This is a genomic window from Stenotrophomonas sp. Bg11-02 (genome assembly GCF_002836635.1).
Lineage (GTDB): Bacteria > Pseudomonadota > Gammaproteobacteria > Xanthomonadales > Xanthomonadaceae > Stenotrophomonas > Stenotrophomonas lacuserhaii.
On sequence record NZ_PJAY01000055.1, the window covers coordinates 27,466 to 40,715 of the forward strand.

General features: G+C 68.6%; 10 protein-coding genes. 1 reads left to right on the forward strand and 9 read right to left on the reverse strand.

The window, feature by feature from the left end:
- Positions 1-529 precede the first annotated feature (529 nt).
- From pdeM to CXG43_RS08705, 4 genes are read right to left on the reverse strand one after another with little or no spacing between them, the layout of a single operon-like run.
- Positions 530-1,174 carry a ligase-associated DNA damage response endonuclease PdeM gene (gene pdeM, locus CXG43_RS08690; RefSeq protein WP_101099612.1) on the reverse strand — a complete coding sequence of 215 codons (645 nt, stop codon included), beginning with the start codon at positions 1,172-1,174 and terminating at the stop codon, positions 530-532.
- Positions 1,164-3,620 carry a ligase-associated DNA damage response DEXH box helicase gene (locus tag CXG43_RS08695; protein WP_101099613.1) on the reverse strand — a complete coding sequence of 819 codons (2,457 nt, stop codon included), beginning with the start codon at positions 3,618-3,620 and terminating at the stop codon, positions 1,164-1,166. Before CXG43_RS08695 ends, pdeM begins: the two co-directional genes overlap by 11 nt.
- Positions 3,617-5,221, reverse strand: coding sequence for an ATP-dependent DNA ligase (locus CXG43_RS08700; protein WP_101099614.1), 1,605 nt, complete (start codon positions 5,219-5,221; stop codon positions 3,617-3,619). Before CXG43_RS08700 ends, CXG43_RS08695 begins: the two co-directional genes overlap by 4 nt.
- Positions 5,218-6,216: a ligase-associated DNA damage response exonuclease gene (locus tag CXG43_RS08705; RefSeq protein WP_101099651.1), complete on the reverse strand. Its 999-nt coding sequence runs from the start codon at positions 6,214-6,216 to the stop codon at positions 5,218-5,220. Before CXG43_RS08705 ends, CXG43_RS08700 begins: the two co-directional genes overlap by 4 nt.
- Before the next feature lie 110 nt (positions 6,217-6,326).
- Here CXG43_RS08705 and CXG43_RS08710 point away from each other — a divergent pair, with 110 nt between their 5' ends.
- Positions 6,327-7,952 (forward strand): acyl-CoA dehydrogenase family protein, encoded by a 1,626-nt coding sequence (locus CXG43_RS08710; RefSeq protein WP_101099615.1) that lies wholly within the window; start codon positions 6,327-6,329, stop codon positions 7,950-7,952.
- Between the two features lie 61 nt (positions 7,953-8,013).
- Here the strand turns inward: CXG43_RS08710 and CXG43_RS08715 are convergent, their stop codons facing one another.
- The 5 genes from CXG43_RS08715 to ahpF all read right to left on the reverse strand — a co-directional run bounded on the left by CXG43_RS08715 (position 8,014) and on the right by ahpF (position 13,190).
- Positions 8,014-8,418, reverse strand: coding sequence for a hypothetical protein (locus CXG43_RS08715; protein ID WP_042613274.1), 405 nt, complete (start codon positions 8,416-8,418; stop codon positions 8,014-8,016).
- A 582-nt stretch (positions 8,419-9,000) separates the two neighbouring features.
- Positions 9,001-9,960 carry a transaldolase gene (locus CXG43_RS08720; protein WP_101099616.1) on the reverse strand — a complete coding sequence of 320 codons (960 nt, stop codon included), beginning with the start codon at positions 9,958-9,960 and terminating at the stop codon, positions 9,001-9,003.
- Positions 9,961-10,014: 54 nt separating this feature from the next.
- Complete coding sequence (gene rnk / locus CXG43_RS08725; protein ID WP_101099617.1) at positions 10,015-10,419, reverse strand: nucleoside diphosphate kinase regulator; 405 nt, start codon at positions 10,417-10,419, stop codon at positions 10,015-10,017.
- Positions 10,420-10,549: 130 nt separating this feature from the next.
- Positions 10,550-11,515 carry a LysR substrate-binding domain-containing protein gene (locus tag CXG43_RS08730; protein ID WP_232767699.1) on the reverse strand — a complete coding sequence of 322 codons (966 nt, stop codon included), beginning with the start codon at positions 11,513-11,515 and terminating at the stop codon, positions 10,550-10,552.
- 82 nt (positions 11,516-11,597) lie between these two features.
- Positions 11,598-13,190 (reverse strand): alkyl hydroperoxide reductase subunit F, encoded by a 1,593-nt coding sequence (ahpF, locus tag CXG43_RS08735; RefSeq protein ID WP_101099618.1) that lies wholly within the window; start codon positions 13,188-13,190, stop codon positions 11,598-11,600.
- Positions 13,191-13,250 lie beyond the last annotated feature (60 nt).

Below are 13,250 nucleotides of genomic sequence, written 5' to 3' on the forward strand. Positions count from 1 at the left end.
CGCGCGGGCTTGAAGCTTGAGCCAGAGCCAGAGCCAGAGCCAGAGCTGCAGGGCTGCTTGTGGGTGGGGCGGGGTGGCTGTGCAGGACACGCCGTGAATCCGTCCATGGAGGCTCGCTTTTCGCATCCATGCGAAAAGACGGTCCTGCACAGCCACCCCGTCCCACCTTCGACAGGTCCATGGTGGCCCTGGACAGAGCAGGGGTAGCGCCGACCCATGGTCGGCGGATTTTGTGGGGAAATGGGGTCTGATGGATTCCGCCGAACATGGGTATGCCGGTCGTCCTGACCGGCACCCTGCGGGTCGGCGCTACCGCTTTTCTTTTTCTTTTTACGCGGCGGGCGGCCACCGGAATCCGTCAGGGCGCCGGGTGGGTGGGTTGTCCGGGACACTGTGAGGCAGGAGCCGAACAGTAGCCTACAGGGACGTACTTGCGGCGTGTCCCGGACAACCCACCCACCCGGCGCTACGCACGCAACCAGCTTTTCGCAGCAGCCATCCGCGAGGGGGTCTCACCCGTTCGACCCACCTACCGCGAAGGCAACAGCACCGCGGCAGCATCCACGCATGCGACCAACCGCTCGCCGGCCGCCAACACCGGCGCCACCCCCGCCGTGAACTGCGAGAACGCCGGCAGCACCGTCACCCCATCGCGCAGCCAAAAGGCCGGCAACCGACGCGGCAACCCCGGCAGCGCGGCCAGCGGATGCAGGTGGCCACCAATCACGTGGGCCTGCGCATCCGGCTCCGGTTCGTGGCGCAGCAGGAACGGACCCAGTGCGGCCTGCTCCTCGTGCACCTGCACCTGCAGGGCGGCTTCGGACAGCGCGCGGTCGTGGTTGCCACGCACCACGTGGACCGCAAGCCGGGGCAACTGCTCGCGCCATGCCAGCCAGTGGCTGTACCAAGGCGCGCGATGCAGCGGGCCGTGCAGCACATCGCCCAGGATCCACAGCTGCTCGCAGGCGGTACGTTCAACCAGCTGCTGCAGCCGCTGCAGGTCGGCGGCGGTGCCGCCCACCGGCAGCGCGATGCCGGCGCGGCGGAAGATGTCCGCCTTGCCCAGGTGCAGGTCGGCGATCAGCAGCGCGTGCAGTCGCGGTATCCGCAGAGCGCGCTCGCCGAGCAGGATCACCTCTTCGCCGGCCAGCCGCAGGACAAGGTCATCGGGCATTGCGCTTTTCCAGTTGTTGCGCAGCACGCAGCACGCGCGTGCGCCAGTCTTCGTTGCTCAGCTGGCCGCGCAGCCGTTCGGCCCACAGCGGGAAGCCCAGCGGCGTCAGCGAGCGCGGCGCCTGCAGCGACAGCGCCCGGCCCAGCATCCGCTGCAGCGCCTCGCGCAGTCCGTCCACGTCCAGACTGTCATGCAGTACTTCGCGCTCGGCCAGCTGCAGCAGCATGTGTTCCGGATCGTGTTCGCGCAGCACGTCGTACAGCAGGCCGGCGGAGGCCTGCAGCTGGCGCAGGGAACGCGGCATGCCGCCGGGCAGGCTGGGTACCAGCAGGCCCGACACCCGGGCGATGCCGCGGAACTGGCGGCGTGCCAGCTCCCCCAGGTTGACCGCCGCACGCAGGTCATCAAGCAGCGCGCCAGGGTCCAGCAGTCCGGCCCACTGCGCCGCATCCAGTTCGACGGGCAGTGCCGGCGCCAGCACCAGCCCGTGGTCGTTCACCGCATAGCCGATGCTGTTGCGCTGCAGCCGCGTGCAGCGCAGCGCCAGCAGCGCCGCAAGCGCTTCATGCACGTGGCGGCCGGCGAACGGGTACACGAACAGGAACTGGCCTTCGCGACGACGCACGTCTTCCACCAGCAGGTGACCCGGTGCAGGCCGCGCCGACAGGGTGTCCTGCAGGGCCAGCAGGGGTGCCAGCCAGCGCGATTCCGGGCTGTCGTCGGCGCCGCCCAGCACCGCTTCCAGTTCGCGCCCCAGCGACGGCGACAACGCCAGCTGGCCGCCCTGCCAGCGCGGCACCACGCCTTCCCCACCGCGCGCCACGCGCACGTAGGCGGTCATGTCCTTCAGCTGTACCAGTTCGAGCAGGCGGCCGGCGAACTGGAAGCGATCACCCCGGCGCAGGCGGCCGGCAAACTGCTCTTCCACCGCGCCCAGGCTGCCGCCACGCAGGAACTGCACGCGCACGCTGCCGTCGCTGCTGATGGTGCCGATGGAAAGGCGATGGCGCAGTGCCTGGCGGCGGTCGTGCACGCGGTAGATGCCATCTTCGTCCTGCACCGCCTTGTGGAAATCGGGGTACTGCGCCAGCGCACGCCCGCCCTGCACGATGAACAACAGCACGTCCTGCCACTGCGCGTCGCTGAGTTGCGCGAAGGCATGCGTGCGGCGGACCTGGGCGAGCAGCGCGCCCGCTTCGAAGCCGCCGGCCAGCGCGCGGCTGATGCAGTGCTGGGCCAGCACGTCCAGCGACAGCCGAAGTGGCCGCCGTGCCTCGACCACGCCCGCGGCGAGGGCGCGGCGCGCGGCAGCATACTCGGCCAGCTCCAGTGCGTGGCTGGGCACGCAGAGGATCTCGCCACTGGCGCCGGGGCGATGCCGCGCGCGTCCGGCGCGCTGCCGCAGCCGTGCCACGCCCTTCGGGCTGCCCAGCTGCAGCACCTGTTCCACTTCGGGGAAATCCACGCCCAGGTCCAGGCTGGAGGTGGCGACCACGCAGCGCAGGGCGCCAGCGCGTAGTCCGTCCTCCACCTGCTGGCGTAATGCGGGATCCAGCGAGCCATGGTGCAGCGCCAGGGTGGCGCTGTCTTCGGGCCACACCGCAGCCAGCGCCTGGTGCCAGAGTTCGGCCTGCGCGCGGGTATTGGTGAACAGCAGGCTGCTGCGGGCGCCCATCAGCGCCTGCAGCACGCGCGGCAGCTGCCCCAGTCCCAGGTGGCCGGCCCACGGGAAGCGCTCGCCCGGCTCGGGCAGCAGGCTGCGCACACGGACTGGGCGCGGCCTGGCCCCCTCCACGGTCACCGCATCCGGACGATCAGGCAGCAGCACCTCGCGGGCCTGCGGCAGGTTGCCCAGCGTGGCCGACAGGCCCCACAGCTGCATCGCCGGTGCGGTGTCGCGCAGCAGGGCCAGGTTGAGCTGCAGCAGCACGCCGCGCTTGCTGCCCAGCAGTTCATGCCATTCGTCCACCACCACGCAGCGCAGCTGGCGCATGCGCGCCAGCGTATCTTGGTAGCTCAGCAGCAGCGCCAGCGATTCCGGGGTGGTGACCAGGACGTCCAACCGGCCTTCGCGGGCGAGGCGTTTGTCGCGGCTGCTGGCATCGCCGCTGCGCAGGCCCACCTGCCAGTCCAGCCCAATGGCCTTCAACGGCGCCTGCAGTGCGCGTGCGGTGTCCGTGGCCAGCGCACGCAGGGGGGTCACCCAAAGCACCTGCAATGGCCGCACAGCGCTGCGACGGGCCGGCACGGGCAGCGGATCGACCAGCGCCTGCAGCAACGGACCGCCGAACATCGCCAGGGTCTTGCCGCTGCCGGTGGGCGTGTGCAGCAGGCCGGACTGACCGGCCAGGTAGTGCCGCCACATCGTGCGCTGGAACGGCAGCGGCCGCCAGCCGCGCTCGGCGAAGAACCCCTGCAGGCGCTTGAGCGCCTCTGCTGCGGTCATCGCGCAAGGGCCTGCAGCTGTTGGAGATGGTCGGCTTCGGCGGCGGGCTTGTCCTGGCGCCAGCGCAGGATGCGCGGGAAGCGCACGGCGATGCCGGACTTGTGCCGCTTGCTGACATTGACCGCTTCGAAGCCCAGCTCGAACACCTGTTCGGCACGCACGCTGCGCACCGGGCCGAAGCGTTCGCGCGTGTTGGCGCGGATCCAGCGATCCAGCGCGAGGATTTCCTTGTCGTCCAGGCCGGAGTAGGCCTTGGCGACCGGCACCAGTTCGTCACCCTTCCAGACCCCGAAGGTGTAATCGGTGTACAGCGTGCTGCGCCGCCCATGGCCCGCCTGCGCGTACAGCAGCACCGCATCGATGGTCAGCGGATCCACCTTCCACTTCCACCAGTCACCACGGCGGCGACCGGCCTGGTAGACCGAATCGGCACGCTTGAGCATCAGGCCTTCCACGCCGCGCACGCGGGCTTGTTCACGCAGGGTGGCCGCGTGCTGCCAGTCCTCGGCATGGACCTGCGGGGACAGCTGCAGGCGCGGATCATCCAGCGCGCCGAGCAGCGCAGCCAGGCGTTGCCGGCGCTGCTGCAACGGCACGTTGCGCAGGTCTTCGCCGCCTTCTTCCAGCAGATCGTAGGCGAGCACACGGACCGGCGTGCTGCGCAGCGTCGCCGGCCCCGGCTTGCGCCGCTGGATGCGCGTCTGCAGGGCGGTGAAGGCACGCGGCAGATCCTCCTGCGCATCCCAGGCCAGCAGCTCACCGTCGATCACGCAGCCATCGGGGAGTGCGGCGGCGGCCTGTTCGATTTCCGGAAAACGCCCGTCCAGCCGCTCTTCGCCGCGTGACCACAGCGCGACTTCACCCTGCCGGCGCAGCAGCTGCAGGCGGATGCCATCCCACTTCCATTCCAGCAGCCAGCCGGCGACCGGACCCAGCGTCTGCACGTCCGCTTCCAGTGGCGATGCGAGGAAGAAGGGGGAGGGCTGCTGGCGGTCCAGCGGCAGTTCTTCGTGCGTCAACAGCGTTGCCAGCAGCGTGGGCGAGGGCACCCAGTCGCCGAGCATGCGCTGGGCGATGCGGGCGATATCCAGCCCGGACAGTTCGGCCAGCGCCTGTTGCACCAGACGCTGCGATACGCCGACCCGCAACGCGCCGGTCAGCAGTTTGTTGAACACCAGCCGCTGCGGCGCAGGCAGCGTGCGCCAGCCGGTTTCCACTGCGGCGCGGCGGACTGATTCGTCCTGGTTGGCCACGGCCAGCAGATGGGTCTCGATCCAGTCCACCAAGGGGCGATCCGGCGCTGGCTGGCGCGGCTCATCCACCAGCAGGGTCAGCGTTTCGGCCAGGTCGCCGACCTGCTCGTAGCTGTCTTCGACCAGCCATGCCGGCAGGCCGGACTCGTCTACCAGCCAGGCGCGCAGTTCACCGCTGGCGGCGATCTTGCGACGGGCACCGCCGACCTTGCCGCCGCTCAGCAGGTACAACGCCCAAGCGGCGTCGTGCGCTGGCGCGTGGCGGAAGTAGTCGACCAGCGCGGCGCGTTTGTCGCCGGTGGCGGTGCTGCGGTCCAGGCGCTGGTACAGATCGGCGAAGGCCTTCATTCCTCGCTCCCGTAGTCGGTGCGGAAGGCTTCGGCGGCGGTGCCGTTTTCGCGCAGGTAGCGGATCAATGCATCGGTATTGCCGTGGGTGGCGATGATCCGGGTGGCGCCGGTCTGCGCGATGGTCTGCAGCAGCGCCGGCCAGTCGGCATGGTCGGACACCACGAAGCCGCGGTCGACGTTGCGACGGCGGCGGTTGCCGCGCAGGTGCATCCAACCGGAGGCAAACCCGAGCTGGTGGCGGCCGAAGCGGCGCACCCACGGCGTTCCCGCAGCCGAAGGCGGGGCCAGCACCAGGCGGCCGGCCGAATCGGGCTGGCGACCCTGTTCGGCCACCGCCTGGGTGGCCAGCATCGGGATGCCGGCCTGGCGATAGACCTGCACGCCGTTGTCGATCGCCCCATGCAGCCAAGCCGGCTGGTCGTCCAGCGGCAACAGTTCGGCAAGCACCCGCTGCGCCTTGCCCAAGGCATAGCAGAGCAGGATCGCCGCTTCGCCCCGTTCGCCACATTCGCGGCGCCAGGCGACGATGTCGGCGGCCACCTCGGAGGTATCCGGCCAGCGGTAGATCGGCGAGGCGAAGGTGGCTTCGGTGATGAACGTATCGCAGGGCACCACTTCGAACGGATCGCAGGTGGGATCTGGCTGGCGCTTGTAGTCACCGGAGGCCACCCAGACCTGCTCGCCGTCGTCGATGCGCACCTGTGCCGAGCCCAGCACGTGGCCGGCCGAATGCAGCGAGACCTCCACGCCGCCCATCCGGAACGGCACGCCCCAGCGGTGGGTGTGGATGCGTACGTCGCCCAGCCGCCAGCGCAGGATGGCCTCGCTGGACGGGCTGCAGTGGTATTCCTGCATGCCGCCGCGGGCATGGTCGCCGTGACCATGGGTGATCACCGCGCGCGCTACCGGGCGCCATGGATCGATGTGGAAATCGCCAGCGGGGCAGTACAGTCCTTCCGGACGCAGCACCACCAGATCGTCGCGTCTGCTCATGCCATCACTGTGCCGGGCCATTCGTGCAGGAGGTGAGAATCCGCCTGAACAGCAGCCGCTCCCGCGCTGGGGCAGAATCAAGGGCCATGCGGCCAGGGAGGCGTTCCACCATGCGCGACCAAGCAGCACCGTTCCAGACCCACCTCGTGCAGAACCAGCCGCCCGCGTTCGCCGGGCGCCACCTGTGGGCCGATGATGCGGCGCTGGTGGAAGCGGTGGACCGGGGCGGGGCGTCCTCCTTCGCTGGTCGCCTGGCAGCGTACGGACGGCTCGCAGGCGATGCGCTGTACGGGCTCGGCTTCGATGCCAACCGCGATCGACCGCGCCTGCGCACCCACGATGCGCAAGGCCACCGCATCGACACCGTCGAGTTTCATCCGGCGTACCACCAGTTGCTGCACACGGCCAAGGAACACGGCGTGGCCGGGTTGTCCTGGCATGAGCCGCAGCCCGGTGCGCACGTGGCGCGCGCCGCGCTGAGTTACCTGCACCACCAGGCCGAGGCCGGGACCAGCTGCCCGCTGACCATGACCCACGCTGCGGTGGCAGTGCTGGCCGACCATCCGGTGCTGTCGGAGTGGGCACGCAAGGCGGCCGCGCCGGTGTACGACCCGCGCGATGTGCCGATCGCCGACAAGGTCGGCATCACCCTGGGCATGGGCATGACCGAGAAGCAGGGCGGATCGGATGTCCGCGCCAATGCCACCGTCGCCGAGCCCGGCGCGGATGGCAGCTATCGGTTGGTCGGGCACAAGTGGTTCTTCTCCGCACCGATGTCCGACGGCTTCCTGGTGCTGGCACAGGCGCCGGCAGGCCTGACCTGCCTGCTGATGCCGCGGCGGCTGGCCGATGGCAACCGCAACGCTTTCCAGTTGATGCGGTTGAAGGACAAGCTTGGCGACTGGTCCAACGCCTCCAGCGAGGTGGAATTCACCGGCGCCCAGGCTTGGCGGGTGGGCGAGGAAGGGCGCGGCGTGGCAACCATCATCCACATGGTGATGATGACCCGGCTGGACTGCATGCTCGGCGCTGCCGCGGAAATGCGCATGGCGCTGGCGCAGGCGCTGCACCACGCGCGTCATCGGCACACCTTTGGACAACGCCTGTGTGACCACCCGCTGATGGCCAACGTGTTGGCCGACCTGGCACTGGAATCCGAAGCGGCGACCGCGCTGGCCCTGCATGTGGCGGCGGCGGTGGACCGCGCCGCGCGCGACCCGCGCCAGGCCCTGTTGGCACGGGTCGGCACCGCGCTGGGCAAGTACTGGGTATGCAAGCGCGCGGCGGCGTTCGTCAATGAGGCGCAGGAATGCCTGGGCGGAGCGGGCTACGTGGAAGAGTCGATGCTGCCACGGCTGTACCGCCAGGCGCCGCTCAATTCGATATGGGAAGGCAGCGGCAACATCCAGTGCCTGGACGTGCTGCGTGCGCTGCAGCGCGAGCCGGCGGCGTTGCAGGCACTGCATGAGGAACTGCTGGCCGGCAGTGGACTAGATGCGACCTTCGACGAGGCCATGTCGCGCTGGTGGAACGCGCTGCCACCGGAGCCGGCGCTGGCGCGTGTGTACTGCGAGCGGCTGGCGCTGCTGCTGCAGGGCTCGATCCTGCTGCGTGCAGGCAGTCCGTTGGCGGCCACGTTCGTGCGCAGCCGACTGGGCGGTGAACACGGCCTGGCCTTCGGCACGTTGCCGCTGGGGATCGACAGCGCGGCGATGCTGGCACGCGCGCTGCCCTGAGCCGGGGCAAAAAGAAAGGCGCCGGCCTGCGCCGGCGCCCGCCAATTGGAAGGGGGACCGATCAGTGCTGGCTGTGGTCGGCGTTGTCCTTGGCGTCGTCGGCCACGTCGCGGGCCTTGTCGGCCACGTTCTGCGCTGCGGTGGCGGTGGCTTCGCTGGCATTGGCGGCTGCATCCTTGGCGGCAACCTTGGCTTCAGCTGCCGCGGCGGCGGTCGAATCCGCTGCGCGGTCCAGTGCCTGCTGGGTATCGGCGGCGGCTTCGCGGGAGGCGGCGGCGGCGTCATCGGTGGCATCGCGGGTCGCGGCGGCGGCGCGATCGACGGCATCACGTGCGGCGACGCCGGCGCTGTCGGCGGCCTGGGCGGCATCCTGTCGCGCCTGTTCGGCTTCGGGGCCCTTGCAGGCGGCCAGGCCGAGAACCAGCGCGGAGGCCAACAGGGACGTGGTCAGGGTGCGGATCTTCATGGCGCGCTCCAGGATCAGGGTTTCAGGGAGCGCCAGCCTATTCATCGACCGGTCTAGGGCGGGTGAAGTTTCTGCGCTTGCGCGCGGCTTCGAAGCCGACGGCAACGGCAACAGCAACGGCAACAGCTGCAGGGCTGAGGGTTTGGTGGGGCGGGGTGGCTGTGCAGGACACGCCGTGAATCCGTCCATGGAGGCTCGCTTTTCGCATCCATGCGAAAAGACGGTCCTGCACAGCCACCCCGCCCCACCTGCGACAGGTCCATGGGGGCCATGGGCCCTTCGGTAGCGCCGACCCATGGTCGGCGGATGGTGGGGGAATGGGGTCTGATGGACTCCGCCGACCATGGGTCGGCGCTACCGCTCTTCTTCTTTATCACGCGGGTGGCGGCTCCCGGAACCTGTCAGGGGGCCGGGCGGTGGGGCTGGGCGGGGGCGTAGAGCGCCATGGATGGCGCGAAACGAGGCCCGCAGGAGCGGCTTTTGCCGTCCCCCGACCAGCCCCACCGCCCGGCCCCAAGCACGTGGCCAACTATACGCAGCCACCCGCGAGGGGGTCTCACCCGTTCGACCACCCCGACAAGATCACAGTTCCGCGCGGATCCGCGCCCGCAGGCTTTCCAGATCCTTTGCGAACGCCTCGATCCCGGTCGCCAGCTTCTCCGTCGCCATCGGATCGGCGGCCAGGTCAGCAGCAAAGCGCGCGCCATCGATCGGCGTGCTCACCACGGTTTCAGCCTCACCCGCCACCAGCGCGCGTGGCAGTTCGCCATGCTCGGCGTCCAGCTTTTCCAGCAGGTCCGGCGAAACCGTCAGGCGGTCGCAGCCGGCCAAGGCTTCGATCTGCGCCGTGGAACGGAACGAGGCGCCCATCACCACCGTCGGCGAACCGCGGCGCTTGAACTCGGCATACACGCCGCGCACGAACACCACGCCGGGGTCTTCATCGATGCTGGCAGGCGCCTGGCCGTTGGCGACGTACCAGTCCAGGATGCGACCAACGAAGGGCGAGATCAGGAACGCACCGGCTTCGCTGCAGGCCAGTGCCTGGGTGGAATTGAAGATCAGCGTCAGGTTGCAATCGATGCCTTCGGCCTGCAGCACGCGTGCCGCTTCGATGCCTTCCCAGGTCGCGGCGATCTTGATCAGGATCTTCTCGCGCGGCACGCCGGCGTCGGCATACATCTGCACGAAGCGGCGCGCCTTGGCGACAGTGGCCTCGGTGTCATGTGACTTGTCCGCATCCACCTCGGTGGACACGCGGCCCGGCACCAGCGTGCTCAACAGCGTGCCGACACCGACGGTCAGGCGGTCCGCCACGGCGTTGACCACGCTCTCGCGCTCACCGCCCTGTTCGCGGCCCCAGGCCAGTTCGCGGGCGATCAGGTCGGCATAGACCGGCAGGTCCAGCGCTTTCTTCACCAGGGTCGGGTTGGTGGTGCAATCCACCGGTCGCAACCGCTTGATGGCGTCGTAATCACCAGTATCGGCGACCACCACGGAGAGTTCGCGCAGCTGGGCCAGTTTGGACGGGGTAGTGCTCATTGCAGCTCCATCAGTGCGGGCGCGCGTGGGGCGCAGCCGGGTAGCGGGAATTCTTCAGGGTGCGTCGTCGTGAACCGCGGTGACGCGCAGTTTCAGCTTGCGTCCGCCCGGCGCATCCCAGTCGATGCTCTGGCCGATGGACAGGCCCAGCAGGGCGGTGCCGACCGGTGCCAGCACCGACACTTTATGTTCGTCGACGTTTGCTTCGCGTGGATAGACCAGGGTCAGCACGTGTTTGTCGCCGGTGGTCGCGTCTTCGCATTCAACCCGCGAATGCATCTTGACGATGCCGGCTGGCATCTCGCCAGGGGCCACTACGGTGGCACGGGTCAGTTCATCGGACAACGCCGCAGCAGCCGGCAAGGCGCTCGCAGCAGGAGAGTCCAGCAACGCCTCCAGGCGGGCCAGGTCATGGGATGAAACGGTGATGGACGGCGGCAGGCCGCTTGCGGTGGTCATGCAACTACTCCTTGAAAGGGACATACAAAAGGCGGCACCAGTTGGCGCCGCCTGATTCATATTGTGGGGACAAACGGGGCAGGAATCGACCCACCCGCACACGCCGCCCTCTTCATTGTTCGGCTGCGGCTCAGCCCGGCAGAGCGCTGATGTCGTTTGCGGCTTGTCGTGAAGGGGGTAACGGCCCACCCGACAACGTGAACAGGGACGCCGGCAAGTGCTTGAACTGGTCGGCCAGCTGCTCCAGGAACCCACTCATCGCCGAGCTGCGTCGCCACGCCATCGCGATCCGGCGGCTGGGCGGGTTGTCACCGACCAGGTCGAGCAGCCGGATGTTCTCCGAACGCGGAACCGGCGGCTTCACCGACAGCGTCGGCATCAATGTGATGCCCACGTCGGCGGCGACCATCTGGCGCAGCGTCTCCAGGCTGGTGGCACGGAACTCGGATTTCTCGTTGGCGCCGAACAGCCGGCAGACTTCCAGTGCCTGGTCGCGCAGGCAGTGGCCATCTTCCAGCAGCAGCAGGCGCTGCGCGGACAGCTCCTGCACATCCAGCTGGCGGCGGTTGGCCAGCGGATGCTGGGCCGACACGGCAAGCAGGAACGGCTCCTCGAACAGGAACTCGGTGTGCAGCTGGTCATCCAGCACCGGCAGCGCCAGCAGGGCGGCATCCAGCTTGCCTTCGCGCAGCCGGGCCAGCAGCACGTCGCTTTTTTCCTCGACCAGCAGCAGCTCCAGCTGCGGGAAGCGTTCGCGGATGCGTGGAATCACATGCGGCAGCAGGTAGGGCCCCAGCGTCGGGAATATCCCCAGCCGGACCGCGCCTGCCTCCGGATCGCGGCTGCGGCGCGCCGCTTCCTTCATCTGTTCCACTTCGGCCACGATGACCCGGGCGCGCGCGGCAGCGTCCAGGCCAGCGGGGGTCAGCATCACTTTGCGCGGGGCGCGTTCCACCAGCGGCAACCCCAGCTCTTCTTCCAGCTTGCGGATCTGGGTGGAAAGCGTGGGTTGACTGACGAAACACGCGGCGGCGGCCTTGCCGAAATGGCGATGGTCGGCCAAGGCCACCAGGTACTTCAGATCACGTAGGTTCATCCTGAGACCTCATTGGGTAGGGACCGGGACGGCGTGGCTACCCAGCGGACATGCGGTGTCCCCGGTGATCTGGGAACCTGTGTCAGGCAGCTTCGGCGACAGCGCCGCTGCTCTTGGTCACGGACGTACGGATCAGGTGGTCGAAGGCACTCAAGGCGGCCGTCGATCCAGCGCCCATGGCGATGATGATCTGCTTGTACGGTACGGTCGTGCAATCCCCGGCGGCAAACACTCCGGGCAGATTGGTCTGGCCGCGATCATCGATGACGATTTCACCTCGCGGCGAGAGGGAGATGACGTCAGTCAAGAACTCGGTATTGGGCAGCAGTCCTATTTGCACGAAGATGCCTTCCAGTTCCACCCGATGTGAATCGCCGCCGACACGGTCCTTGTAGACAAGCCCCGTCACTTTCTGCCCGTCGCCCAGGACTTCGGTGGTCTGTGCGCTGGTCAGCACGGTCACGTTGCCCAGGCTGCGCAGTTTGCGCTGCAGCACGTCGTCGGCGCGCAGCTTGTCGTCGAATTCCAGCAGCGTGACGTGGGATACCAGGCCGGCCAGGTCGATCGCCGCTTCCACGCCGGAATTGCCGCCGCCCACCACCGCCACGCGCTTGCCCTTGAACAGCGGGCCATCGCAGTGCGGGCAGTACGCCACGCCCTTGTTGCGGTACTGGTCTTCGCCGGGGACGTTCATCTGCCTCCAGCGCGCGCCGGTGGACAGGATCACCGTGCGCGACTTCAGCACCGCGCCGTTCTCCAGCTGCACCTGTACCAGCCCATCGTCGCCGGCCGGCACCAGGCCGGTGGCGCGCTGCAGGTTCATGATGTCCACGTCGTACTCGCGCACGTGCTGTTCCAGTGCCATCGCCATCTTCGGGCCTTCGGTCTCCTTGACGGAAACGAAGTTCTCGATCGCCATGGTGTCCAGCACCTGGCCGCCAAAACGCTCGGCCGCGATGCCGGTCCGGATGCCCTTGCGGGCGGCATAGATCGCTGCGGCCGCGCCGGCCGGGCCGCCGCCCACCACCAGCACGTCGTAGGCATCCTTGCTCGACAGTTTGGCGGCATCGCGCTTGGCCGCACCGGTATCGAGCTTGGCCACGATCTGCTCGAGCGTCATCCGGCCCTGGTCGAACACTTCACCGTTGAGGTAGACCGTCGGCACCGACATGATCTGGCGCTGTTCCACTTCGTCCTGGAACAGGGCGCCGTCGATCGCCACGTGCTGGATGCGCGGGTTCAACACCGCGGCCAGGTTCAGCGCCTGCACCACGTCCGGGCAGTTCTGGCAGGACAGCGAGAAATAGGTTTCAAACTTGAACTCGCCTTCCAGGTTCTGCACCGCCTCGATCACTTCGGCTGTCGCCTTGGACGGGTGGCCGCCCACCTGCAACAGGGCCAGCACAAGCGAGGTGAACTCATGGCCCATCGGCAGGCCGGCGAAGGTCAGGTGGATGTCCTGGCCCGGGCTGCCCAGGTCGAAGGAGGGCACCCGGCCAGTGCCATCGCGCAGCACGGTCAGGCTGATCTGGTCGGACAGGCTTTCAATCGTGGTCAGCAGCTCCAGCATCTCCTGCGCCTTTGCGCCGTCGTCGGCATGCGCGGTGATCTGGATCGGGCGCGTCACGCGCTCCAGATAGGTCTTCAGCTGCGACTGCAGGTTGGCATCCAACATGGTCTTCTCCTGGCTTCAGGCAAAACGGGGGCGTGGCGCCGCGACTGAGCGTAGCGGACC

Coding starts and splice junctions, on each gene's coding strand:
- pdeM (WP_101099612.1), bottom strand. CDS start 1,174: ATGCCCGATGACCTTGTCCTGCGGCTGGCCGGCGAAGAGGTGATCCTG.
- CXG43_RS08695 (WP_101099613.1), bottom strand. CDS start 3,620: ATGACCGCAGCAGAGGCGCTCAAGCGCCTGCAGGGGTTCTTCGCCGAG.
- CXG43_RS08700 (WP_101099614.1), bottom strand. CDS start 5,221: ATGAAGGCCTTCGCCGATCTGTACCAGCGCCTGGACCGCAGCACCGCC.
- CXG43_RS08705 (WP_101099651.1), bottom strand. CDS start 6,216: ATGAGCAGACGCGACGATCTGGTGGTGCTGCGTCCGGAAGGACTGTAC.
- CXG43_RS08710 (WP_101099615.1), top strand. CDS start 6,327: ATGCGCGACCAAGCAGCACCGTTCCAGACCCACCTCGTGCAGAACCAG.
- CXG43_RS08715 (WP_042613274.1), bottom strand. CDS start 8,418: ATGAAGATCCGCACCCTGACCACGTCCCTGTTGGCCTCCGCGCTGGTT.
- CXG43_RS08720 (WP_101099616.1), bottom strand. CDS start 9,960: ATGAGCACTACCCCGTCCAAACTGGCCCAGCTGCGCGAACTCTCCGTG.
- rnk (WP_101099617.1), bottom strand. CDS start 10,419: ATGACCACCGCAAGCGGCCTGCCGCCGTCCATCACCGTTTCATCCCAT.
- CXG43_RS08730 (WP_232767699.1), bottom strand. CDS start 11,515: ATGAACCTACGTGATCTGAAGTACCTGGTGGCCTTGGCCGACCATCGC.
- ahpF (WP_101099618.1), bottom strand. CDS start 13,190: ATGTTGGATGCCAACCTGCAGTCGCAGCTGAAGACCTATCTGGAGCGC.